This is a genomic window from Mycoplasma yeatsii GM274B (assembly GCF_000875755.1).
Classification (GTDB): Bacteria; Bacillota_I; Bacilli_A; order Mycoplasmatales; family Mycoplasmataceae; genus Mycoplasma; species Mycoplasma yeatsii.
On record NZ_CP007520.1, the window covers coordinates 108,324 to 131,873 of the forward strand.

A 23,550-nucleotide genomic window follows, 5' to 3' on the forward strand; every position below is an offset into this window, starting at 1 on the left:
AAAACCTTCTCAATTACTTAACAAATTCTTTGTATTCTGAATATCCTCTTTCATCCATTTCTTCTAAAGGAATGAACTCTAAAGCTGCCCCATTAATACAGTATCTTAATCCACCCATATCTTTAGGACCATCATTAAACACATGACCCAAATGATTATCTCCAACTTTAGAACGAACTTCGATTCTATGCATATTATGAGAGTTGTCATCTAAGTAAGTAACGGTTCTTTTTTTAATTGGTTCACTAAAACTAGGTCATCCACAACCTGCATCAAATTTAGTAGATGAAGAAAATAAAGCTTCACCACTTATTTTTTCAACATAGATTCCTTTTCTGTGTTCTTTATTTAATTCAGAAGTGTGTGGTCTTTCTGTTGCTAAATGTTTTAAAACACTATAACTTAAATCGTCTAATGATATTTCTTTTCTAACTTGGTTAATTATTTCTTTTTCTTTATCAGTTAAATTGTAATCAACATCAAGATTTACGTGACAATATCCAGTTGGGTTCTTTTTTAAATAATCTTGATGATATTCTTCACCTACTGAGTAATTTTTTAATTCTTCTAATTCAACATAAAATTCTTTGTAATTCTTTTTAAAAATATTAAATACTGAATCAATAGTTTTAATATCACTACTATCAGTAAAATAAACACCTGTTCTATATTGAATACCAACATCATTTCCTTGTTTGTTTAATGAATCTGGATGAATAATTCTAAATAAATGTACAATTAATTCTTCAAGTGAAATTATGTTTGAATCATAATCAATTTTTACTGTTTCAGCATGTAACGTTCTTTTTAAACTATGATATTTAGTTTTATCAGTTATTCCATTAGCATAACCAACTTCAGTATTAACTACTCCATTTAATCTAGAGAAATATTCTTGAACACCTCAAAAGCATCCGCCTGCAAAATAAGTACTTTTTATCATATTTTTAATCCTTTCAAGTAGTTAATAATATTTTAAACATAATTATTTATTATAGTTGTGATTACTATAAAAATTATATAGTTATAGTTAATATTTAAATTTAGTAATATTTATTACCCACTTTTGTTAATTTATAAAGTTTTGTCTATTAACTGTTTGATTAAATTTGATTAAGTAATAAAATCTTTATAGTGATAAAAAGGTCGTTAATTAAAATAAATTTCTAATACTAAAATGAGAGGTCTGGTTGATAAATTATGAAAAGAAAAAAAGAAATTAAGGTAAGAAAAATTAAAAAAAGATGTGTATTTAAAACTGGTAAAAAATTTTTTAGTTTTATATATTGATTAGCTAAAACACTAACAAAAATTAAAAGAGATAAAAATAAAAGTTGTGTTAGTGAAATTACTGAACTAAGTAAAATAAATAGAGTAATGAAATATTATTACAAAAGAGAAGAATTTATTATTAATTCTAACAATCAAATGCAATCATTTACTTTTAAAAGTGAAGATGGTGTTGAATTAGCTGGTTTAAAATACATAACAAATCCAGACTCTAAAAAATGATTAATTAGTTCTCATTGATTTGCTGGTGATAAATATTGAGCACTAGTTCATGTTAAAGCTTTTATTGAACTTGGTTATAATATCTTAGTTTATGATTTTAGAAACCATGGACAATCAGAAAAAACAGAAGTTATAAGTATGGGCTTATTAGAAAGTAAAGATTTAATTGCTGCAATTAAATACTTAAATGAAACTGAACAAGTTGAAGTTTTAGGTTTATTTGGAATGAGTATGGGTGCTTATATTACTAATTACATAACAGCAACACAAAAAGAATTGTTAGATAAAAGTAACGTTAAATTTGCAATCAGTGATTCAACTTACGCTTCTTTAGAATCGTTGTTATACAAAACTTGAAGATCTTGATTTAAATTATTTTTAAGTAAAAAAGCAGCAAGAAAAATTATAAATAAAATAATAAAATCACAACAATCAATTACTAATCACGATCAAAAAGAATTAAATTTATTTACTAAATATGAAGATGATAATATTATTCCTGCTAGTGCACCAACTCTTTTCATACATGGTGTTAATGATAAAATAACTTCTCATACTGATTCTTTAAGATTGTATATTGATCGTGTAAAACACTGTAAAGATGATGAAATTTTATTATATAACTCATGTAATCATTGTTTTGCATTAAAAGATCATTACTATCGAACTGTTTATAGTACTTTAATGTTTGAAAATAAAATAATTAAAGATCATAATGCTACTAAAAAAGCACTTGAAAAAATGAATATAACAAAAGAAATTATTGAAAATAATTTTAATGAAATAAAAGAAGTTGCAACATTTCATTTTTGTTTAAACAAAGAAGATTTATAATATTTATTAGTTAGAACTTCTTTTATTAATATAAAATGAATAATTTTAGAAAAAAATTTTTTATTTTTTTATAATGATATAGTGGATTGGAGATTAATTATGAGATTAAAAAAATTGGATGTAAAAAGATTAATATTAGTTGATTTAGATGGAACAGTTTTAACAAATTCAGATGATAAAATCCATCCTGTTACTAAACAAGCTTTACAAAATGCAGTTCAAAGAGGACATACAGTTTGTATTGTGACTGGTCGAGCTTATAGAGCTATGAAACATATTTATAAAGAATTAAATCTTGATACAGTTGTTGCTACTTTTGATGGAGCACACATTCACGATCCTAAGAAAAAACAATTAAAAAGAATTATTTTACCTATTAATAATGACATTATTATGCAAATTATAAATGAACCTGTAATTAAAGAAAATGTAGAAAATATTTTAATTGAATATTACAATAAAACATTAATTTGAAAAGATGATAAAGACTTATATGAATTTTTCCATTTATATGATGTTGAAGCAAAAGAAGAAACTAAGATTTTTATAGAAGGCTCACCTTATGAATTATGAAAAGATCCAAGTAATAATTTAGTTATAAAATTAAAATCAAAAGAAGCTAAAGATAAAGTTTTACGTGTTTTAACTAAATATCAAGATGCTGTTAAGATTCAAAGTGATATTTTATATGGTATTAAATCAGAAAGTAAAAATCCTATTATTACTTTAACTAATAAAAATGCTGATAAAGGATTTGCTGCAGTATTTCTAGCTCAGTATTATAATAAAGATCTAAGAGATGCTATTGCTTTTGGAGATCAATTAAACGATTATCAAATGATTCAAACTGTAGGTCATGGAGTTGCAATGCAAAACGGAACTGATGCTTTAAAATTTGTTGCTAAAGGAATCACTCATCTTTCAAATGATGAAGGTGGAGTAGGACACTATTTAAACGGTTTATTAAATGGAGAAGAAATGTAAAAAGTAGCGAAAGCTACTTTTTGTTTACAAAATATCTAATAAATAATATTGAGAAAAAATAAGGATGTAATAAAATTAATAATTGTAAAAATTAAAAAAGGAGATTTGTATGAAGAGAGTTATTATATGATCATTATTACTTGTAATTTGCACATTTTTCTTTTTTGAATATTGATATTTAATTGAGAATTTTGTCCCTTTAGCTATAAAAGGAACTAAAGATGGTAGAGAATTTGTATTATCATCTAGATCTCCTAATTTTATTTCAGAGTGAAATCAGTTATTAGGCGTTCAATTTAATACTCTTACACCAAAATCAGATTGGCAAGAATTTATTGTGCGAGAAGGTTATGAATTAACAGGTTATTTTTTTGGTAATAGCATTATTTTTGAATTTTTAGAAAAGATTAAATATTTGTTAGGTTCTCTAGTGGTTCTTATTTTATGTAATATTTATAGAATTACAATATTTAAAACATTCAAAAATGTAAAGGCATACTTAAAAAATAGAAATGATTTTATAGTTCACGGATATAAAGACACTATAAATTATTTAGAAGAATTTAAGACTAAACTTCAAAATATAATAACTAGTAAGCAAGAAGACAAAGATGATATTAAAAAAATGTGTCAGAATTACAAAGAGATGATATGTAGACCTATTTTTGTTACACATTTAATAGATGATATTTGACAAAATTTAATATCAGAAAAGAATGATTTATCTTTATATATTCAACCTATTGAACAAGTTTTAGAGTTTGTAGAAGTAATCTATACAATTGAAAAAAATCAAATGAAAAATTCTGGTGGATTTGAAGAATGGTGGTCTGGAATATCAATAAGTTTTCAATACTTTTCATATAACTCTGCGTATTACAAAGAATATATAAAACATATGAATAAATTAAATAAAAGATATATTAGTAGGAATTATATTTTTAATATTCCATTTATATTTAGTGTGTCTATATTACTGTTTCCCATTTCAATTGTCACACTTTCTATGTCATTATTTATGTTGAACTTAAATAAAGGACTTGTTTTTTTAATAATTATTTCTATTTTAATACCCTTTTTTATATTAGTAATAGGATACTTCTTATATTGTTCTTATTATTTAAAATGTGATAAAAGCATTGGAAATAATAAGTGATGACAAGATGAAAAAAATGAAAGTAAAAAGATGCTACCAATTGAATATATTAGTTATTTATTTCTATTTTTAACTTCTTCTTTACCTTTTATATTAATTAAAATTCTTTTTCAATTAAATAAAATGGGTTACAATGTCATTTCTGAAATTTATACACCAAAAAGACTAGACGTTTTTTACATCTCCTTTCTTTTTCTTTTATTACTATCTTATTCTTGAGATATTCTGAATGAATTATATATGTATAAAAAATATGATCAAAAAATTTCTTATAAAATATGATTTTTTGAATTTTTTTGGTAATTTTAGTAATTTTATTAGTGTTTGTGATGTATTTGTGTTGCCTATTTATAAAAAATGAAAGAGATGTTGCATACCTACTTTTATCTTGTAGAATAATTTTACATCTCCCTGTAATTAGCATACTTTTTTCTAGAATTACCGGAAATTCATTTAAGATTAATAGATTATATTCAAGATTATGTAGATTTAATAATGATAAATTTAGATTCAATTGTACTAAAAAAGACAAAAAATGTAGAGCATTTAATTTACTAAAAATTTTGAAATCATCATATATTTTTCCAATAATAATTGTGCATATTGTCAATCTAATACTTATATTCGCTTAATTTAATTAACAAAAATCAATTTATTGATATTAGACATCATCGTTATTTTCTATTTTTAATTTGATATTTTTTATCTACATAATTGTCTTTTATTTAAATACATTTCATATTATCTTTAATCGTTTAGTTATAAACATTAAAAATAAATTTATAATTGATTTTATTGATACTACACTTTTTACTTATTAGACAGGAGAATACACATGCTAACATTACTAGCTGAAAAACCACCAACTTCAGTTTATTATTGAATATTAGGAATTGGAATCTTAGTACTTTTGTTAGGTATATTCTTATGAGTTAGATATAGAAGTAATTCTAAATGATCTAAAAATGATTCTTTTGAACAAAGAAATAGAACTTCTTCAACAGTATGAGAATTTACTAAGAAAAATTTTCCAGTTTTAGTAGTTGTAATGGGTGTGATTTTTATTGTTACATCAATTTCTGTGTTAGTTAATTAGGTTTTATAATAATCAAACATAGTAATAAAAAATGTTATTGAAATAGCATTTTTTTTAATATATAATTAAACAAGTGTTAATTCGATACACACGGAAATGTGAAAGGAGGAAAAAACATGCCAACAATTAACCAATTAGTTAAAGTTAACCGTAAAGCAAAAACTTGAAAAACTAAAGCTCCTGCGTTAAACAGAGGAATCAACACTTTAAAGAAAAAAGTAACTAAAATTTCTTCACCACAAAAACGTGGAGTATGTACTCGTGTGGCTACTATGACACCTAAAAAACCTAACTCTGCGTTACGTAAATACGCTCGTGTTAGATTAACAAACGGAATGGAAGTTAACGCTTATATTCCAGGTGAAGGTCACAACTTACAAGAACACAGTGTTGTTTTAATTCGTGGAGGTCGTGTTAAAGACTTACCTGGGGTACGTTACCACATCATCCGTGGAACATTAGATACTCAAGGAGTTAACAACCGTAAACAAGGTCGTTCATTATACGGAGTAAAAAGACCTAAAGTTAAAAAATAGTAATAAATAAAACTATTCAAATAACCGTGTGATTAGATAACAAAAACACATTTAAGTAGCATATACATAAATGAAGAAAAGAGAAAGGAGTTAAAAAACATGCGTAAGAATAGAGCTGAAAAAAGAGATGTTTTAGCAGATCCAGTTTACAATTCTAAGTTAGTTACTCGTGCTATTAACAAAATTATGTTAGATGGTAAAAGAGGAATTGCTCAAACAATTATTTATGATGCATTTGACATTATTAAAGAAAAAACAGGTCAAGAAGCTATTGAAGTATTTAATAAAGCAATTGAAAACATTAAACCTCATTTAGAATTAAAAGTTCGTCGTATTGGTGGAGCTAACTACCAAGTTCCTGTTGAAGTTTCAGCAGAAAGACAAATTACTTTAGCTTTACGTTGATTAATTAACTATGCAAGATTAAGAAACGAAAAAGTAATGACTTTAAAATTGGCTAACGAAATTATTGATGCATCTAACAACATGGGTGGATCAGTTAAAAAACGTGAAGATACTCACAAAATGGCAGAAGCAAACAAAGCATTTGCACACTACCGTTGATAATTTAAAGAAAGGAAACACTTATCGTGGCAAGAGAATACAGTTTATTAAATACTCGTAATATCGGTATTATGGCTCACATCGATGCTGGTAAAACTACAACAACTGAACGTATTTTGTTACATACTGGAAAAATTCATAAAATAGGTGAAACTCACGAAGGAGCTTCACAAATGGACTGAATGGCTCAAGAGCAAGAACGTGGTATTACTATTACTTCTGCTGCAACAACAGCTTTCTGAAAAGACACAAGATTTAACATTATCGATACTCCTGGACACGTAGACTTCACTGTTGAAGTTGAACGTTCATTAAGAGTTTTAGATGGAGCTGTAGCTGTTTTAGACGGTCAATCAGGAGTTGAACCACAAACTGAAACTGTTTGAAGACAAGCAACTAACTACCAAGTTCCTCGTATTGTTTTTGTTAACAAAATGGATAAAACTGGTGCTGACTTCATTTACTCAGTAAAAAGTATTGGTGATAGATTAGGTGCAAAAGCTGCTCCAATCCAATTACCAATCGGTGCTGAAGAAAACTTCACAGGTATTATTGATTTAGTTGAAATGAAAGCTTACGAATTCGACGGAAAACCAGAAGAAGTTGCTAAAGAAATCGAAATTCCAGCTGACTTATTAGATCAAGCTCAAGAATTAAGAAATCAATTAATCGAAGTTGCTGTTGAATATGATGAAGAATTAATGATGAAATTCTTAGATGGTGGAGAAATCACTATTCCAGAATTAAAATCAGCAATCCGTAAAGGAGTAATCAATGCTGACTTCTTCCCAGTATTAGCTGGATCAGCATTCAAAAACAAAGGGGTTAAATTATTATTAGACGCTGTTGTTGATTACTTACCATCACCATTAGACATCCCTTCAATTAAAGGAATTTTACCAACAGGTGAAGAAGTTGAAAGACATGCTGATGATCAAGAACCATTCTCAGCATTAGCATTCAAAGTTATGACTGACCCATTCGTAGGGAAATTAACATTCTTCAGAGTTTACTCAGGAATTCTTTCAAAAGGAAGTTACATATTAAACTCAACAAAACAACAAAAAGAACGTGTTGGACGTATTTTACAAATGCACGCAAACAACCGTACAGAAATCGATGAAGTTTATGCTGGAGATATCGCTGCAGCAGTTGGATTAAAAAATACAACAACTGGAGATACTTTATGTGATGAAAAAGCTGAAATCATCTTAGAATCAATGGTATTCCCAGAACCAGTTATCCAATTAGCATTAGAACCAAAAACTAAAGCTGACCAAGAAAAAATGAGTATTGCTTTAAACAAATTAGCTGAAGAAGATCCAACATTCAGAACTTATACTGATGAAGAAACAGGTCAAACAATTATCGCAGGTATGGGAGAATTACACTTAGATATTATTGTTGACCGTATGAGACGTGAATTCAACGTTGATACAAACGTAGGAGCACCACAAGTTTCATACCGTGAAACAGTTAAAAATGCTGGAAAAGCTGAAGGTAAATATGTTAAACAATCAGGAGGACGTGGATCATATGGACACGTTGTGATTGAATTCGAACCAAACCCTGATAAAGGATTTGAATGAGTTGACAAAATTACTGGAGGACGTATTTCAAAAGAATACATCAATGCAGCTCGTGTTGGATTAGAAAACGCTTTACAAAACGGGGTTATTGCAGGATACCCAATGATCGATGTTAAAGCTACTATCGTTGATGGATCAATGCATGATGTTGACTCAAACGAAATGGCTTACAAAATCGCTGCTTCAATGGCTTTAAAAGAAGCTGTTAAAAAAATGAATCCTGTTGTTTTAGAACCAATCATGAACGTTGAAGTAACAGTTCCAGATGAATACTACGGAGATGTTATGGGTAACATTTCATCAAAACGTGGATTAATCGAAGGTTCAGAACAAAGAGGAAACGCACAAACTGTTAAATCAAAAGTTCCATTAACAGAAATGTTTGGATACGCTACTGAATTACGTTCATTTACTCAAGGACGTGGAAATTACACTATGATCTTCAGTCACTATGCAGAAGCACCTAAATCAATCGCTGAAGAAATTATTAAAAAATCAGGTAAATAATTGCTTTGATTTTACTAATAATAAAGTGTAAAATATAAAATAAATTTAGAGTGCCCCTACGGGGGCAGAAATCTGATAGTAGATTCTGTCTACTGTCACTTAGTTATTTATTAGAAATAAGGAGAAATAAAACAAATGGCAAAAGAACAATTTGACCGTAGTTTACCTCACGTTAATATTGGTACAATTGGACACGTTGACCACGGGAAAACTACTTTAACTGCTGCAATTACTAAAGTTTTAGCAGAACAAGGTGGAGCAGAATTCAAAGATTACGCAAACATTGATAATGCACCAGAAGAAAGAGAACGTGGAATTACTATCAACACTTCACACGTTGAATATAAAACAGCTAACAGACACTACGCACACGTTGACTGTCCAGGACACGCTGACTATGTTAAAAACATGATTACTGGAGCAGCACAAATGGATGGAGCTATCTTAGTAGTAGCTGCTACTGATGGACCAATGCCTCAAACAAGAGAACACATCTTATTATCAAGACAAGTTGGAGTTCCAAAAATCGTTGTTTTCTTAAACAAATGTGACATGGTTGATGATGATGAAATGATCGACTTAGTTGAAATGGAAATTAGAGATCTATTAACTGAATACGACTTCGATGGAGAAGGAGCACCAGTTATTAGAGGATCAGCTTTAGGAGCATTAAACGGAGATGCTAAATGAGTTGGAGCAATTAACGAATTAATGGCTGCAGTTGATGAATACATCCCAACTCCTCAAAGAGATTCAGATAAAACTTTCTTAATGCCAGTTGAAGACGTATTCACAATTACTGGACGTGGAACTGTTGCTACTGGACGTGTTGAAAGAGGAACAGTTAAAGTTAACGAAGAAGTTGAAATTATCGGATTAAAAGATGAACCAACTAAAACAGTTGTTACTGGATTAGAAATGTTCAGAAAATTATTAGACTTCGCTGAAGCTGGAGATAACGTTGGAGCATTATTACGTGGAGTTGACAGAAACTCAATCGAACGTGGACAAGTTTTAGCTAAACCAGGTACAATTAAACCTCATACAACTTTAAAAGCATCTGTTTATGCATTAACTCAAGAAGAAGGTGGACGTCATAAACCATTCTTCAACAAATACCGTCCTCAATTCTACTTCCGTACAACTGACGTTACTGGAGAAGTTACTTTACCAGAAGGAACAGACATGGTTATGCCAGGTGACAACGTAGAAATGGAAATCGCTTTAATTAAACCAGTTGCTATTGAAGAAGGAACAAAATTCTCAATCCGTGAAGGTGGAAGAACTATCGGAGCTGGAACAGTTATTTCAATCGAAAAATAATTGTAAATTTAATAAAAACAAAGACCAATGTAGATTGGTCTTTTTGTTATTTATTTAATGTTAAAATTAAATAATGAGTATAACTTATAAAAATTTGGGGTAATTTATGAAATTAAGACTTGTTTTAAAACAATCACTTAGAGACTTTAAATCTAAAAAGATTTTATATTCTATCTTTCTATTATTTTTAATAGTAGCTTTTTCTATTATTACAGGTCTTTTTTCTTTCCAATTTAAGTTTGACCAATACTTTAACAATATGTTTAAACCTGCTGCTAATATAACTTTTAACTATCCTAGATTTGCAAGTTCTAATAAAAAAGATTATGATAAATTCGCTGGTTTTATAGATAAAAATAACAATTTATATAATTATGTAGATGATATTTTTAAGAAGATTAATAAAGATAAATATGAAGAAATAAAAAAAGATAACAAATTAGAATCTTCTATAAAAGAATATATAGATGTAATAGGTAATCATAGAGGTGATTTAAGAAAATATGATGAAATAGAAAATCAAGATGCTAAACAAATTGGAGAAAAAATATTTCATTATTTTTGTGATGAGCAAATACAAGGATACAAGTCAACAACTAGATCGTTTTCAAAAAATTTATTAATGCAATATCTAGAAGATAGTAAACAAAAATATGAAATTCATAATCAATGATTTAAATGAGATCATTGAGCAACATTTGAAGATAGATACGGTTCATCAAGAGTTTTTATTGAAACTATGCCTGAAATTAGAGATTTTTGAGAAGACAAAAATGATTTCGATGAGAAAGTAAATGACAATTTTAAATTCAAAAATCAAGTTAAAATAGAATCTCAAATTAATGTATCAAAATTATCAGAACAACAAAAACAAAGCATAAAAAGTCAAAAATATTTCTTTGCATCACCAAAATATGTTAAAAATAACAACTTAAAATTAGGAGATCACTACGAGTTTAAAACATCTTCTGGGTGAATTAGACTTATGTTAGTTGGAACTTGTTATAGTTTAGATTCAATTTTTGAAAAAGATAGTTTAAAAGAATCTCACATTTTTTTACCACCTAATTTGAATGATAAAAAATATTGAATCAATATGATAGATATCGCATTTGATTCATCTACTGCAAGAGATTATAAAAAATTTAGCAATTTATTTTTAAATGATTTTGAGTTAAAACAACCTAATGATATTTCATTTAAAGACCACACTTTAGACAAAACATTTAATGATAATAAACAATATGTTGTTGATGCAATTAAAGTTAAAAACGTATTATTTGCTGTTAATTCAGGTATTTCAATTCTAATGATTTTCTTAGTTTGTGCAGTCTTTTATTTTATTGCTGATCAATTAGTTAAATTACAAAGAGAAAATCTATCATTTTTAAGAAGTTTAGGAGTATCAAAACTTAAACTTTCATTATTAACAATATCATCAGTTATTTTCCCATTAATAATTGCATTAATAATTGGTATTTCTACTTCATCAGTTATTTCACAAATATTTGTTGATGTTGTTAAAAATGAATATCCTTTCATATGATCAAATTCTTTATTTTCAGAAAAAACAGCATTTTTACTTATCTTTATTTCTATAGTTATGTTTATCATGTTTATTTTAGTTACCGCTACTAAACTATCAGATAAAAACTTATCTATTTATAGTGTTAACAAATCAAAAGCACCAAAATTAGGTTATAAATTATTTAAAAAAACTATTAATCAAGCACCATCTAATATAAAAATTGGATTTGCATTTTCATTTAAAAATATCTATAAAAATATAGTTACATTTGTATTATTATTAATTTCATTTACTACATTATTTTATTCAGTACAATTCAACTCATCAGTTAAAAATTCTATTGAAGCAATTAGACAAGCATACAAACCATATGAATCAGTTAAATTACAAGATTGATTACCTGTTACATATGATGCTTCTGATTTAACCGATCAAGAAACTAATAACAGAAAATTAAGTTATTCTTCAATTCAATCACTAGAAGGTATAACATCAATTAACTCAATAGAAAATTTGATTAATGGATTACTTAATACAACTTTTTCGGGTGATGATATTAAAAATTATATGATTTCACAAGAATTGATTCATAAAATAGAAAATACAGATCCTGAGAAGTTTATTGATGATCTTAAAAATGAAATTGATAAATCAAAAATAGGTATTAATAACGATCAAAAAGAATTTATGAAAAAAATGATTGATGATCACAAGCAACAAATAATTTCAACTGATCAAAAAATTATTGATTTTATAAAAGAATATAGAACTAAATTATCTTTACTAAATAATAAATATAATAACCCAGATATTGCTGTTCCAATTAATTTATTGTTTGGAAAAACTTTGTCTTTTAAATCAGAAGAAAGTGAAGAAAAAAGTATAGCAAGTTATTGATCTCATTCTTTAATGTATAGTAGTAATATTAATAAATACAATGGATTAGCAAATGAAAGATTTCGTTGAACAGTAGGAATTGGTGTTAATAGAGAAGATAAAATTTCAAAAAACTTTGCTTTAAAAGATATAGAAAAAGAAATTAAAAATAAATTTAAAGATTCAAAAACAATAAGTATCGAAAGATTTAAAGTTGATAACAAAACCAGAGATGTTCCTGTTTTAAATGTTGCTGCAACTGATACTCTTATTAAAGAAAGTAATTCAAGACTAGGTGATATTTTAAAAATCACTCTTGGTACTGCCTTTAAATCAGATCAAGTCGATTCATTTCCATTTGTTTATATAAAAATAGCTAAAATTTATAATAGACAAAATATTTATAAGGGTTTATATTTTGATAAAAAAGATTTTATTAACATGCTATATAACTATAATTACTTAACTAGTGATGAAGAAAAAGATCCAGAGATCCAAGTAAATCAGGAAATAAAAAACATAATAAAACCTATTTGGGATGGAATAAATAATGATGGTGACTTTTTAAATAACACTAATTTTTCTAAAGATGAATTACCAATAAACAATCAATACTTCACTTTACCTATATATTCATCACTTTCAGTTTTAAATCAAAATAATCAATGAACTACTGGTTATAATCAAGAATCAAATGGAAAACAAATTACAAATTATTGATTCCCAATAACCGAACGCAGTGATGATATAGATGCAGATATTGAATCTTCATCATTAGTATCTTATTTAAAAACAATGCCTACTAATTCTTTTAACTTTAATAAGTTTGCTGAAATTGTTCAAAAGCAACTAGACCCATTAACAGAAGCAATTCAAAAAGTTTTATATTACTTAGTTATTGTTTCTATTTCTATTTCTATGATTTTAATTATTTTAATTTTATATGAAAACAGAAGAACAATTATTCTATTTAAAGCTATGGGATATAAGTTAAAAGAAATTAATCGATATCTTATTTTTGGATATGTTGTCGCAGATATATTAGCTCTTGGTTTTGCTATTCTAATAGTCTTTTATATAATTTCAACACTAAGCACTCAATTTATTGATACGTTCAATCTAGCACTTTCATTTTATTGATCATTACCATTTATTCTAATTTGTATAATTCCATTTATATTATTTATAGTTATGATGTTAATTTCAGTTAAAACATTTACAAGTAAACAATCACCTAAAAATATATTTCAAGAAGCATAGGTTATAGAAAATTTAAAAATGTTATAATATGATTAATTGAAAAAAGGAGAGTTTAATATGATTAAATTTAACGAAAAACATGAAGAATTAACTTTAGTTGCTGTAGCTGATCCAAAGGAATTAAAATATGTTTCTCAAGCAGATTGTTCTACAACACTAATTAGTGAAGAAAAGAAAATCTACATGGTTATTAAAAAAGACGGAAAAGATTTATTTGCAAAATTAAGAAAAGCATTCAAAAAATTTGTTGCTTCAAATAAATTAAATGTTAATGTGGATTTAGATTCATTTATTGAAGTTGTAGCTGCTGAATGTGGATGTAAAGCAAAAACTATTTCAGATATTTATGAATCAATTTCATTTGAATCATTCAAAAAAGTTTGCTACAAAAAATGTGAATGTAAAACTGATGTAGTTTACAACTTAATTACAAAAGAAGATGTTTTACCATTAATTGAAAAAGAAGAAATTAAAATGGAATTTGTAAACTTTGCAAGAACTTTACAAGACACTCCACCAAACATTGCTACAAGTGAATATTTAGCAGATGAAATTGCTAAAAAAGCTAAAACAATCGATGGATTAAAAGTAACAGTTTTAGGAAGAAAAGAAGCTGAAGATCTAGGTATGGGATTATTCTTAGGAGTTAATGCCGGATCATGTTATGAACCACGTGCAGTTGTTTTAGAATACATCGGTGATGAATCACAACCAAAAGTAGCATTAGTTGGAAAAGGAATTACATTCGATAGTGGTGGATACAACTTAAAACCAAGTAATTTCATGGATGGAATGAAATTTGATATGTCAGGTGCTGCTATTATGCTTTCAACAGTTATGGCGTTAGCAAAAGCTAAAGCAAAAATTAACATTGTTGGAATTGGTATGTTTACTGATAACAGAATCGGAAAAACTGCAACTTTACCTGAATCAGTTTTAACTTCAATGAACGGATTAACTGTTGAAATTGGTAATACAGATGCTGAAGGAAGATTAGTATTAGCCGACGGAATTACTTATGCAATTAGAGAAAAACAAGCAACTGAAATATGAGAAGCATCAACTCTAACTGGAGCAATGACTATTGCTTTAGGATCATGAGCAACAGGTGTATTTACAAACTTTGATCAAAAATGAAAAACACTAAAAGAAGTTTCTGAAAAAACAGGTGAAAGAATGTGAAGAATGCCTATTTTTGAAGAACATGTTGAAAAAGTTAAAAATGACACAATCATGGCTGATTTAACAAACTCATGTAAAGGTAGAGAAGGTGGAAGCTCAACTGCTGCTGCATTCTTAAATGAATTTGCTGAAAATAAACCATTTGTTCACTTTGATATCGCTGGAACTGCTGATATTGAAGGTCGTGGACAAGGTGTATTAGTAAGAACTCTATTTGAAATGTTTAATAAATAATTAATAAATTATAAAAAAGGATTCTAATTATTATAAGAATCCTTTTACTTTTATAATTTAGTTGTTTTTAAGTTGTATTAATAATTGATTTTTTATATAATTCATATGAGTTAATTTCAAAACGAATTAACTCCTTGGCTTATATAAGCCCAAAAGACCATAAGGAGGATTATCTAAATGATTAGAAAATATGAAGTAATGTATATTTTAGATCAGGATTTAAAAGATACAAAAGAATTATCAACTAAGTTAGATAACATTTTAACAGAAGGTGGAAAAATGATTAAATCTAACGATTTAGGTTTAATTGACTTTGCTTATGAAATTAATCATAAGAAAAAAGGATTCTACCGTGTAGTTATCGTTGAAGCAACATCAGCTGCAATTAAAGAATTTGAACGTGTTGCTAAAATTGATAAAAATGTTGTTAGAACTTTAGTTTTAAATACTGAAAATAATAAAAATTACGAAGAATCAGTTGAATTATCAAAAACTGATATGACAAAATTCGAAGAAGAACAACGTGAAAAGAAAAACTTCAGAAGAGCTTCATTCAAAAGAGAAGAAGCATCATCAAAAGAAGCTAAATAATATTAATAATTAATAAAACAAAGGAAGTTATTTTATGAATAGAGTTTGTTTAATAGGAAGATTAACAAGAGATCTAGAACTAAGAACTGCTGCAAAAAATGATACAAAATTCGTATTCTTTACAGTTGCGGTTTCTGAGTTTGTTTCAAATGGTGAAGAAAGAACTAATTTTATTCCTTGTTCAGCATTTAACCGTACAGCTGAAAATATGGCTAAATACCTTTCAAAAGGAAGTTTAATTTCTGTTGAAGGAAGAGTTACTACAAGAAGTAACAAAACACCTGATGGAAGAGTTGAAACTATTGTTAACATTACAGCTGATAAAGTAACATTTTTAGAATCTTCTAAAGTTAATGCAAGTAGAAATGCATCAAATTTTGATAATCAAATGTTTGATCAAGATATTATTTCAAATAATTCTATTCCAACTTCTGATTCATTTGAAAATAATTCACAGAATGATTCTGATGATGAATTTTCAATTCTATGAGAATAATTAAGTAGAAAGGTGATATGTTATGGCAATTAGAAAGTTCAAAAAAAGAAAAAAAGTTAATTTCTTTCAAAAAAATAACATTAAATACATAGATTACAAAGATGTTAACTTATTGAAAAAATTCATTTCAAACAATGGACAAATTCTACCAAGAAGAATTACTGGAACATCTCCTAAAGACCAAAGACAATTAGCTGCTGCAATTAAAAGAGCACGTCAAATGGCTTTATTACCATACGTTATTGATTAATAAATGTTAAAATCTAGTTTATCTAGATTTTTTTATTAACCATGATACTTATAAATAACTATTGCTTAGTTGTATAATAAAAATAATAAATAAGAGGTGAAGATATGAAAGTAATTTTTTTACAAGACGTTAAAGGACAAGGAAAAAAAGATGAAGTAAAAGAAGTAAGTGATGGATATGCTAAAAACTTCTTACTACCTAGAAAATTAGTTAAAGTAGCAACTGACAACAGTTTAAATACATTAAATACAAAACTAAAAGTTAAAGAAGAAGAAAAACAACTTGCTAAAGCTCAAAACTTAGCTTTTAAAAAATCTTTAGAAGAAGTAACATTACACTTTAAATTACAAACAAATGATGGAAAAGTTTTTGGAAGCATTTCTAATCAAGATATCGTTAATCAATTAAATGACTTATTCAAAATTGAATTAGATAAAAGAAAATTCGTTAACTTTAAAAATATCAACAGTATTGGTTTAAGTTATGTAAAAATTAAATTAGAATTTGGAATAGAAGCATTAATTAAAGTTGAAGTTAAGGAAGCTTAATATGAAAAAAGAATTAACAACTGAACAAATATTAGATACTGAAAATTTTGTTTTATCAGCAGCAATTAGTAATCCAAATACATTAGCTGACATTACTAGTAGATTACAAGCTGAAGATTTTTTCTTTGGTAAAAGTAAATTAATTTATCAAGCCATTTTAGAATTAAATCTTAAACAAAAAGAAATATCTCCAATTTCGATTATTGATTTTTTAAATGCAAAAAACATGTTAAAAGATGCTGGTGGAGAAGATTATATTTTTAACATCGCTGCTCAATATTGAACAGATGAAGGATTAGAATCTTATATTGATAGAATTCATCGCTTAAGTATTGATAGAAAATTAAACAATGTTATTAAAGAATTAGAAGCAAAAAGAGCTAGCGGAGAATTAGAAATTGATGATTTACTAAAAATGGCTCAAACAAGATTGTTAGATATCGATTTAGAATCAAAACAATTTGAAATTGAATCAATTGGAATGGTTGCTAATAAAGTTATTAATAAAATTAGAGAATTAGAATCAAAACCAGATTCATTAACTGGTGTTCCTAGTGGATTTTCAAGTTTAGATAAATGCACTAGTGGATGACAATCATCTGATTTTATTATTTTAGCTGCTCGTCCGAGTGTTGGTAAAACTGCATTTTCATTAAACTTAGCTTATAACGCTGCAAGTAGTGGTTATCCTGTTGCTTTCTTTTCTCTAGAAATGCCAGCTGAGCAATTAACTCAACGTTTATTATCTAGAATCTCATCAATTGATTCTTGAAATTTAAGAAGCGGTAAAGGATTAGATCGTCAAAAATGAGAACACCTATTACTAGCTAAAGATAAACTTAATAAAACTCCTATTTACATCGATCCAACTCCAGGAATTACTATTCAACAAATCAGATCTAAGTTATATAAAATGAAAAGAGATCACGATATTAAGTTATGTGTTGTTGATTATTTACAATTAATTGCAGGATCTAATTATAAAGATAGACAAAATGAAGTTAGTGAAATTTCAAGACAGTTAAAACAAATTGCAAGAGAAACTCAAATTCCTATTATTTGTTTATCACAATTAAGTCGTCGTGCTGAAACTAGAGAAGATAAACGTCCAATGATGTCAGATTTACGTGATTCAGGAGCCATTGAACAAGATGCAGATTTAGTAGCATTCTTATATCGTGAAGATTACTATAATAAAGATTTAAGCGAATCAGAAAAACAAAAAACAGAACTAATAATTGCAAAACACAGAAACGGTGCAACAACAACTGTTGAGTTAAGATTTATTAAAGATCACGGTAGATTTATGGATTGAAACTAAAATTTTAATCTTTATTATTGTTTAATTACATAGAGATTATGTTAATAAAATGATTTGAATAATACTTTGATAATTTGTTATAATTAGATAGTATTTATACGTTTGGGAGATGAAGAAAAGTGAAAAAATTATTAACACTTATGATGTCAACAACATTAGCAATAATACCCGGGCTAACTGTTGTTTCATGTGGTAAAAATGAAGTAGAAGTTAAAAGAACTTATGATGAAAACCTAACTATTAATAAAATGGTTTGAAATAAAGACCAAAAGAAATATGTTGCAAAAGAAGTTAAGCACTCAGAAAACAAAGAAGAATGACAAAAAGATCTTCAAGCTTCTTTAGATGCTACTGGTTATGGAAATTTAGTTACAAGAGTTTTAAATTTATTAAATGCTAATATTATTCAAAAAAGAGATGCAGATGATGCATATCAAATTTTTAAAGGTAAAGATAAAAAGACTAATATTTTAGGACAATGATCAAACGCTAATAACGAAGCTGAAACTCAAGAAGAATTCTATAAATTAATGGATGATTCAAATACTCATATTTCTTCAATTAAAGGTTTATTAGAACTTAAAAAATTCGGAAAAGCAAATCAAGATAAAGTTAAAAATTGATCTAATTCAATTAAAAAAGACTGAGAAAAAGTTGAAAAATGAGACGATGAATTTGTTTCAAATTTAAATCAAATCGTTAATTCTTCAAATGATAATATGTATTCATCTGTTAAATTAATTTCAGAAATTAAATCATCAAGTTCAGCTTTTTCAACATTTGCAATTGATAAAAGTAAAGAACCAACTGAACAAGGTGAAAAGATAGAATTAACAGAAGTAAAAGATAAAATTCTTGGAGATCTTACATATAATAAAGAAAACAAAAATGAAGTAAATGAATTTGTTTTTGGAACTAACCGTGCAAAAGATCCATATGGTTCATCTATTATTGGAAATAAAGGTATGGTTACTGAAAATTTAACTCCAGAATTAAAATATTCATCAAAAGATTTAACTCCAAAAAAAGCTAAAGAAAAAATTAATCTTGCTGAAGAAGGACAAAAAGATAAATTTAAATATAACTGAAATTTATCTGAAGATAAAAAATCTTTAAGACCTACTTCAGAATACGATTTTTACTATTTAAACAAAGAAGAATCAGATAGTTTAAAACTTCAATTAACATATAACTATTTAGATGATAAGAACGAGAAAAAAGATTTTGTATTCAACGTAGATTTCAAAAACTTATACAAAGTGTTTATTCCAACTTTTAATAATGCTAATAAAGCAGATAATAAATCAACTACTGATACAAATAGTTTTGGATGAAGTTTTGTTGGTTATAGATTTTCAGATGCTAAAGATTATTCTGAAAATGTTGCATCATTTAAAGATATTGAACTAGAAATTTCAAAGTCATAATCAAAAAAATAGTACAACATTATTTTATTTAATATAATAAAGGTATGAATTAAACGTTAAAGTGTGGTAATTTATATATTCCACACTTTTAAGATATAAATATAATAGATATATAGTAAGGTGGTGATGAGAATGGAAGCATTAAATGGTTTTAGAGAACTTTTGCTTAAATCACATAATTTAGCATATTTTTCACTAATTGTTACAGTGTCTGCTATTTTCATCTACTTTATTTTTCAATTCTCCAAAAGATTTATAAGAAACTATAAAAATGGTTTTGTATATAATGAAAAGATAAAATTTAATACTAAAAAAATAACATATATATCTATGATGGTTGCTGTTTCAGTTTCTATAACAACCGTTATCTCATTAACGATTCCTATTACAGTACTACCTCCAATAAGGATTGCTTTTGAAGGGGTTATGATCAAAATCACAGGTATGATATTTGGTCCGATTATTGGATTAATAGTAGGTATAGTTACCGAAGCTTTAACGTTAATGTTCGTACCTTCATATATACATATCGGTTATTTAGTTGTTGCTTTCTCATTTGGTTTTTGAGCAGGAATGACAGCATATTCATTTAGATTAAAAAATAAATGATTTACTTTAAGTTTAATTACTATGTTTATAGTTTTATCAGCTGCATTTATGTTTTGAATTATGAAGGGAATGCAAAATTTAAATCCTGATAATACTAGAATTTTTGGTATTAAAGTAAATCCTGCTGTATTTCCAAACTTATTCTTAGGTATGATGGGTGGAACATTAGCTCTAATCTATTTAGTAACATTTGTCTTAGAAATTAAAAAGAAAGATAGATGATTAAACATTATTTTACCGATCATACTATTATGTATTATCACTGAGATTTTAGTAACTGTTTTATCAGCTGCTTGAGCAGATTATCAAATATTAACTCCAGGTCAGATACACGATGGAAGTAATGGAGCTGAAAATACTTATATTACAATGGTTGTTCTGAGAATGATTCAAGTACCTGTAAAATTATTATTTAACACAACTATTTTAACTACTGTGTATGTAGTTTTAAGACCGTTAATTAAAGTAAGATAGAAATAATAGAGAGTAGGTATTTTATGAAAATTTATGATTCATTATCAAAACAATTAAAAAACTTAGATAAAAAAGAAATTACTCTTTATTGTTGTGGACCTACAGTTTATAACTTTATTCATATAGGAAACGCAAGACCATCTATATTAATGGATGTTTTTGTGCGTTTTTTAAGAAGTTTAAATTATAAAGTTAATTTTTTACAAAATGTAACTGATGTAGATGACAAAATAATTGCTAAAGCTTTAGAAGAAAAAACAACAGAAAAAGAATTATCAGAAAGATATACTAAAGCATATTTAGATGATTTAACTTCTTTAAATGTTAATCATCCAGATACTTTAATTCCAATTAGTTTAAAAATGAATGGGATGATTGATTTTATTAAACAATTAGTTGATAATGATTCAGCTTATGTTGTTGATGGTGATGTTTATTTTGATATTAGTAAATATGAACAACAATACTCTAAACTTTCAGGATTTAAACTTAATGAATTAATTGCTGGAGAAAGAGTAGAAATTGATTCTAAAAAGAAAAACCCACTAGATTTTACTTTATGAAAAAAAACTGATGTTGGTGTTAGATGAGAATCACCATTTGGATTAGGTCGTCCTGGTTGACATACTGAATGTGTTTTATTAATTGATGAATTTTTTAATAATCAAACTATTGATATACATGCTGGTGGAATTGATTTAAAATTCCCTCATCATGAAAATGAACGAATTCAATTTATAGCATTAAGAAATAAAGAACTAGCAAATATTTGAATGCATAATGGACATTTACAAATTGAAGATGAAAAAATGTCTAAATCATTAGGAAATGTTATTTTAGTTAAAGACTTTGTAAAAGAACATAATGCTAATACTTTAAGATGAATCTTTTTATCATCACACTATCGTTTACCATTAAATATAAATAAAGATATAATTCATCAAGCAAATAAGTTTTTAGATAAATTAAAAAATCTTTCTAAAAAAATTATTGATTGATCGGTTGTTATGAATAAAAAAGTTAATATTGTAAGTCAATCAGAGTATGTTGATAAATTTAATGAGTATATGCAAGATGATTTAAATACAGCAATGGTATTATCTTTAATTGAATCAATCATAAAAGATATAAATAAAAATATTAGTTCAAATCAAGAAATTGAGATTTTAGTTGGTTCATTAATTCATATTTTAAATACTTTAGGATTTAGTCAAGATATATTTAATTACAAAATTAATGATCAAGATAAACAATTATATTTACAATGAAAAGAAAAAGTTCAACAAAAAGATTTTACTAGTGCAGATCAATTAAGAGAACAATTAGTTAAAAAAGGAATTCTTTAGTCAATGGAAAAGAAAAATTTAATTTATGGTAGACATGTAGTTTTAGAATTTTTAAATAAACACCAAAACATGGTTAAAACTATTTGAACAAAAGATTTAAGTTATTTAAATTCAATTAATTTAAATAAAAGTAAAATTCAAGTGATTAAATCAACTGATCAAAAATTAGAAAAAATGTTTGATGAACACGTTAATCATCAAGGTATTGTAGCTGAAATTAAAGAGTTTAATTACACACCTTTTTCTGAGTTATTAGATTTTGTAAACCAACAAGAAAAATCATTTATTTTAATGTTAGATCAAATTCATGACTCATATAACTTTGGTGCAATTATTAGAAGTGCAGTTTTACTTGGAGTGGATGGAATTGTTATTTTAGATAGAAAACAAGTTCAAGTTAATCCAACAGTTGTAAAAACAAGTAGTGGAACAGCTTATGATATTAAAATTTCTAAAGTTAACAATTTAAGTAATGCTATAGGTCAATTAAAAGATAATAATTTCTGAGTTTATTCAACAAATTTAAATAGTGATTCAGTTGATATGAGAAAAGTAAATTTTGCTAATAAAACAGTTCTAGTAATTGGTAATGAACAAAAAGGTGTAAGTAGTTTAGTTACTAAAAATAGTGATGTAAATATTTATATACCTTCAAATAAAACAATTGATTCATTTAATGCAAGTGTTGCTAGTTCTATTATTTGTTATGAGATAGCAAATAAGTTAGAAAAATTATCTTAAGTTGTTAAATTAACATTATTATATATAATATATATGAATGAAAAAGTAGGGAGAAGTGTTTATGTCTAAACAAGTTAAAAGAAAAATAACATTAGTTTGCGAAGAATGTTTAAATAGAAATTATCAAGTTAATAAATCTACATTAACTCAAAAAGAAAGATTACAACTTAAAAAGTATTGTGCAAATTGCACTAGACATACACTACACAAGGAAACAAGATAATGGATAAAGATTTAAATAAAACTAATGTCGAGACTAATGTAATTGACAATAGCAATTTAACTTCTACTACTTCAAATTCTAAAATTAAAATTTCAAAACAAACTAAAAAGAAATTAAAAGTTAAAAAAGAAAAAGAACCAAAGGACTTTAAACTAATGTTTAAAGAATTTCCAATAAAAATGGTTAAAGAAATTTCTAAAATTAAATGATCAGGAACAGATAGTTTAAGTAAAAAATTTATAATCGTTATTTTATTTATGCTTATTTTTGCGGTTATATTTTATAGCTTAGATTTAGGTATTCAACAATTATTTCAATTGATTAAAGTATTTTAATAAAGGTA

General features: G+C 26.4%; 22 protein-coding genes. 21 read left to right on the plus strand and 1 reads right to left on the minus strand.

Translation table 4 applies throughout. The features are described 5' to 3' along the window. Positions 1–13: 13 nt before the first annotated feature. Entirely contained in the window at positions 14–943 is a 930-nt protein-coding gene (gene msrB, locus MYE_RS00465; protein ID WP_042733099.1) for a peptide-methionine (R)-S-oxide reductase MsrB, read from the minus strand. Positions 944–1,200: 257 nt separating this feature from the next. Between msrB and MYE_RS00470 the strand changes: the two genes are divergently transcribed. The 21 genes from MYE_RS00470 to secE all read left to right on the plus strand — a co-directional run bounded on the left by MYE_RS00470 (position 1,201) and on the right by secE (position 23,542). Further along, entirely contained in the window at positions 1,201–2,346 is a 1,146-nt protein-coding gene (locus MYE_RS00470; RefSeq protein ID WP_042733100.1) for an alpha/beta hydrolase, read from the plus strand. Positions 2,347–2,445: 99 nt separating this feature from the next. Next, positions 2,446–3,330: a Cof-type HAD-IIB family hydrolase gene (locus MYE_RS00475; protein WP_042733101.1), complete on the plus strand. Its 885-nt coding sequence runs from the start codon at positions 2,446–2,448 to the stop codon at positions 3,328–3,330. Positions 3,331–3,439: 109 nt separating this feature from the next. Further along, positions 3,440–4,789 (plus strand): hypothetical protein, encoded by a 1,350-nt coding sequence (locus MYE_RS00480; RefSeq protein WP_042733102.1) that lies wholly within the window; start codon positions 3,440–3,442, stop codon positions 4,787–4,789. A gap of 532 nt (positions 4,790–5,321) precedes the next feature. Then, positions 5,322–5,582 carry a hypothetical protein gene (locus tag MYE_RS00485; protein WP_042733103.1) on the plus strand — a complete coding sequence of 87 codons (261 nt, stop codon included), beginning with the start codon at positions 5,322–5,324 and terminating at the stop codon, positions 5,580–5,582. A 116-nt stretch (positions 5,583–5,698) separates the two neighbouring features. Then, entirely contained in the window at positions 5,699–6,118 is a 420-nt protein-coding gene (rpsL, locus tag MYE_RS00490) for a 30S ribosomal protein S12 (protein ID WP_036497776.1), read from the plus strand. Positions 6,119–6,217: 99 nt separating this feature from the next. Then, the gene (gene rpsG, locus MYE_RS00495) at positions 6,218–6,685 is read left to right on the plus strand and encodes a 30S ribosomal protein S7 (RefSeq protein ID WP_004428389.1); all 468 of its coding nucleotides are present in this window, start codon (positions 6,218–6,220) and stop codon (positions 6,683–6,685) included. Positions 6,686–6,708: 23 nt separating this feature from the next. Continuing rightward, positions 6,709–8,778 carry an elongation factor G gene (fusA, locus tag MYE_RS00500; protein WP_004428387.1) on the plus strand — a complete coding sequence of 690 codons (2,070 nt, stop codon included), beginning with the start codon at positions 6,709–6,711 and terminating at the stop codon, positions 8,776–8,778. A 135-nt stretch (positions 8,779–8,913) separates the two neighbouring features. Beyond that, on the plus strand, positions 8,914–10,101 hold the full coding sequence (gene tuf, locus MYE_RS00505; RefSeq protein WP_004428385.1) for an elongation factor Tu: 1,188 nt from the start codon (positions 8,914–8,916) through the stop codon (positions 10,099–10,101). Positions 10,102–10,207: 106 nt separating this feature from the next. Beyond that, complete coding sequence (locus MYE_RS00510) at positions 10,208–13,765, plus strand: ABC transporter permease (protein ID WP_042733104.1); 3,558 nt, start codon at positions 10,208–10,210, stop codon at positions 13,763–13,765. 57 nt (positions 13,766–13,822) lie between these two features. Next, entirely contained in the window at positions 13,823–15,181 is a 1,359-nt protein-coding gene (locus MYE_RS00515; protein ID WP_042733105.1) for a M17 family metallopeptidase, read from the plus strand. 177 nt (positions 15,182–15,358) lie between these two features. Further along, positions 15,359–15,772 carry a 30S ribosomal protein S6 gene (gene rpsF, locus MYE_RS00520; RefSeq protein WP_042733106.1) on the plus strand — a complete coding sequence of 138 codons (414 nt, stop codon included), beginning with the start codon at positions 15,359–15,361 and terminating at the stop codon, positions 15,770–15,772. 34 nt (positions 15,773–15,806) lie between these two features. Next, the gene (locus tag MYE_RS00525) at positions 15,807–16,268 is read left to right on the plus strand and encodes a single-stranded DNA-binding protein (RefSeq protein WP_004428377.1); all 462 of its coding nucleotides are present in this window, start codon (positions 15,807–15,809) and stop codon (positions 16,266–16,268) included. A 22-nt stretch (positions 16,269–16,290) separates the two neighbouring features. Further along, positions 16,291–16,518 (plus strand): 30S ribosomal protein S18, encoded by a 228-nt coding sequence (rpsR, locus tag MYE_RS00530; RefSeq protein ID WP_004428375.1) that lies wholly within the window; start codon positions 16,291–16,293, stop codon positions 16,516–16,518. Positions 16,519–16,622: 104 nt separating this feature from the next. Next, on the plus strand, positions 16,623–17,066 hold the full coding sequence (rplI, locus tag MYE_RS00535) for a 50S ribosomal protein L9 (protein ID WP_004428373.1): 444 nt from the start codon (positions 16,623–16,625) through the stop codon (positions 17,064–17,066). Between the two features lies 1 nt (position 17,067). Further along, positions 17,068–18,387 (plus strand): replicative DNA helicase, encoded by a 1,320-nt coding sequence (dnaB, locus tag MYE_RS00540; protein WP_042733107.1) that lies wholly within the window; start codon positions 17,068–17,070, stop codon positions 18,385–18,387. A gap of 119 nt (positions 18,388–18,506) precedes the next feature. Next, positions 18,507–19,814, plus strand: a complete 1,308-nt coding sequence (locus MYE_RS00545; RefSeq protein ID WP_042733108.1) for a hypothetical protein — start codon at positions 18,507–18,509, stop codon at positions 19,812–19,814. Positions 19,815–19,946: 132 nt separating this feature from the next. Further along, positions 19,947–20,897, plus strand: a complete 951-nt coding sequence (locus tag MYE_RS00550; protein WP_082028295.1) for an ECF transporter S component — start codon at positions 19,947–19,949, stop codon at positions 20,895–20,897. Between the two features lie 23 nt (positions 20,898–20,920). Continuing rightward, positions 20,921–22,243 (plus strand): cysteine--tRNA ligase, encoded by a 1,323-nt coding sequence (cysS, locus tag MYE_RS00555; protein WP_042733109.1) that lies wholly within the window; start codon positions 20,921–20,923, stop codon positions 22,241–22,243. Between the two features lie 3 nt (positions 22,244–22,246). After that, positions 22,247–22,984: a 23S rRNA (guanosine(2251)-2'-O)-methyltransferase RlmB gene (rlmB, locus tag MYE_RS00560; RefSeq protein WP_042733110.1), complete on the plus strand. Its 738-nt coding sequence runs from the start codon at positions 22,247–22,249 to the stop codon at positions 22,982–22,984. A 61-nt stretch (positions 22,985–23,045) separates the two neighbouring features. Continuing rightward, the gene (gene rpmG / locus MYE_RS00565; RefSeq protein WP_004428362.1) at positions 23,046–23,207 is read left to right on the plus strand and encodes a 50S ribosomal protein L33; all 162 of its coding nucleotides are present in this window, start codon (positions 23,046–23,048) and stop codon (positions 23,205–23,207) included. Continuing rightward, positions 23,207–23,542 (plus strand): preprotein translocase subunit SecE, encoded by a 336-nt coding sequence (secE, locus tag MYE_RS00570; protein ID WP_042733111.1) that lies wholly within the window; start codon positions 23,207–23,209, stop codon positions 23,540–23,542. Before rpmG ends, secE begins: the two co-directional genes overlap by 1 nt. Positions 23,543–23,550 lie beyond the last annotated feature (8 nt).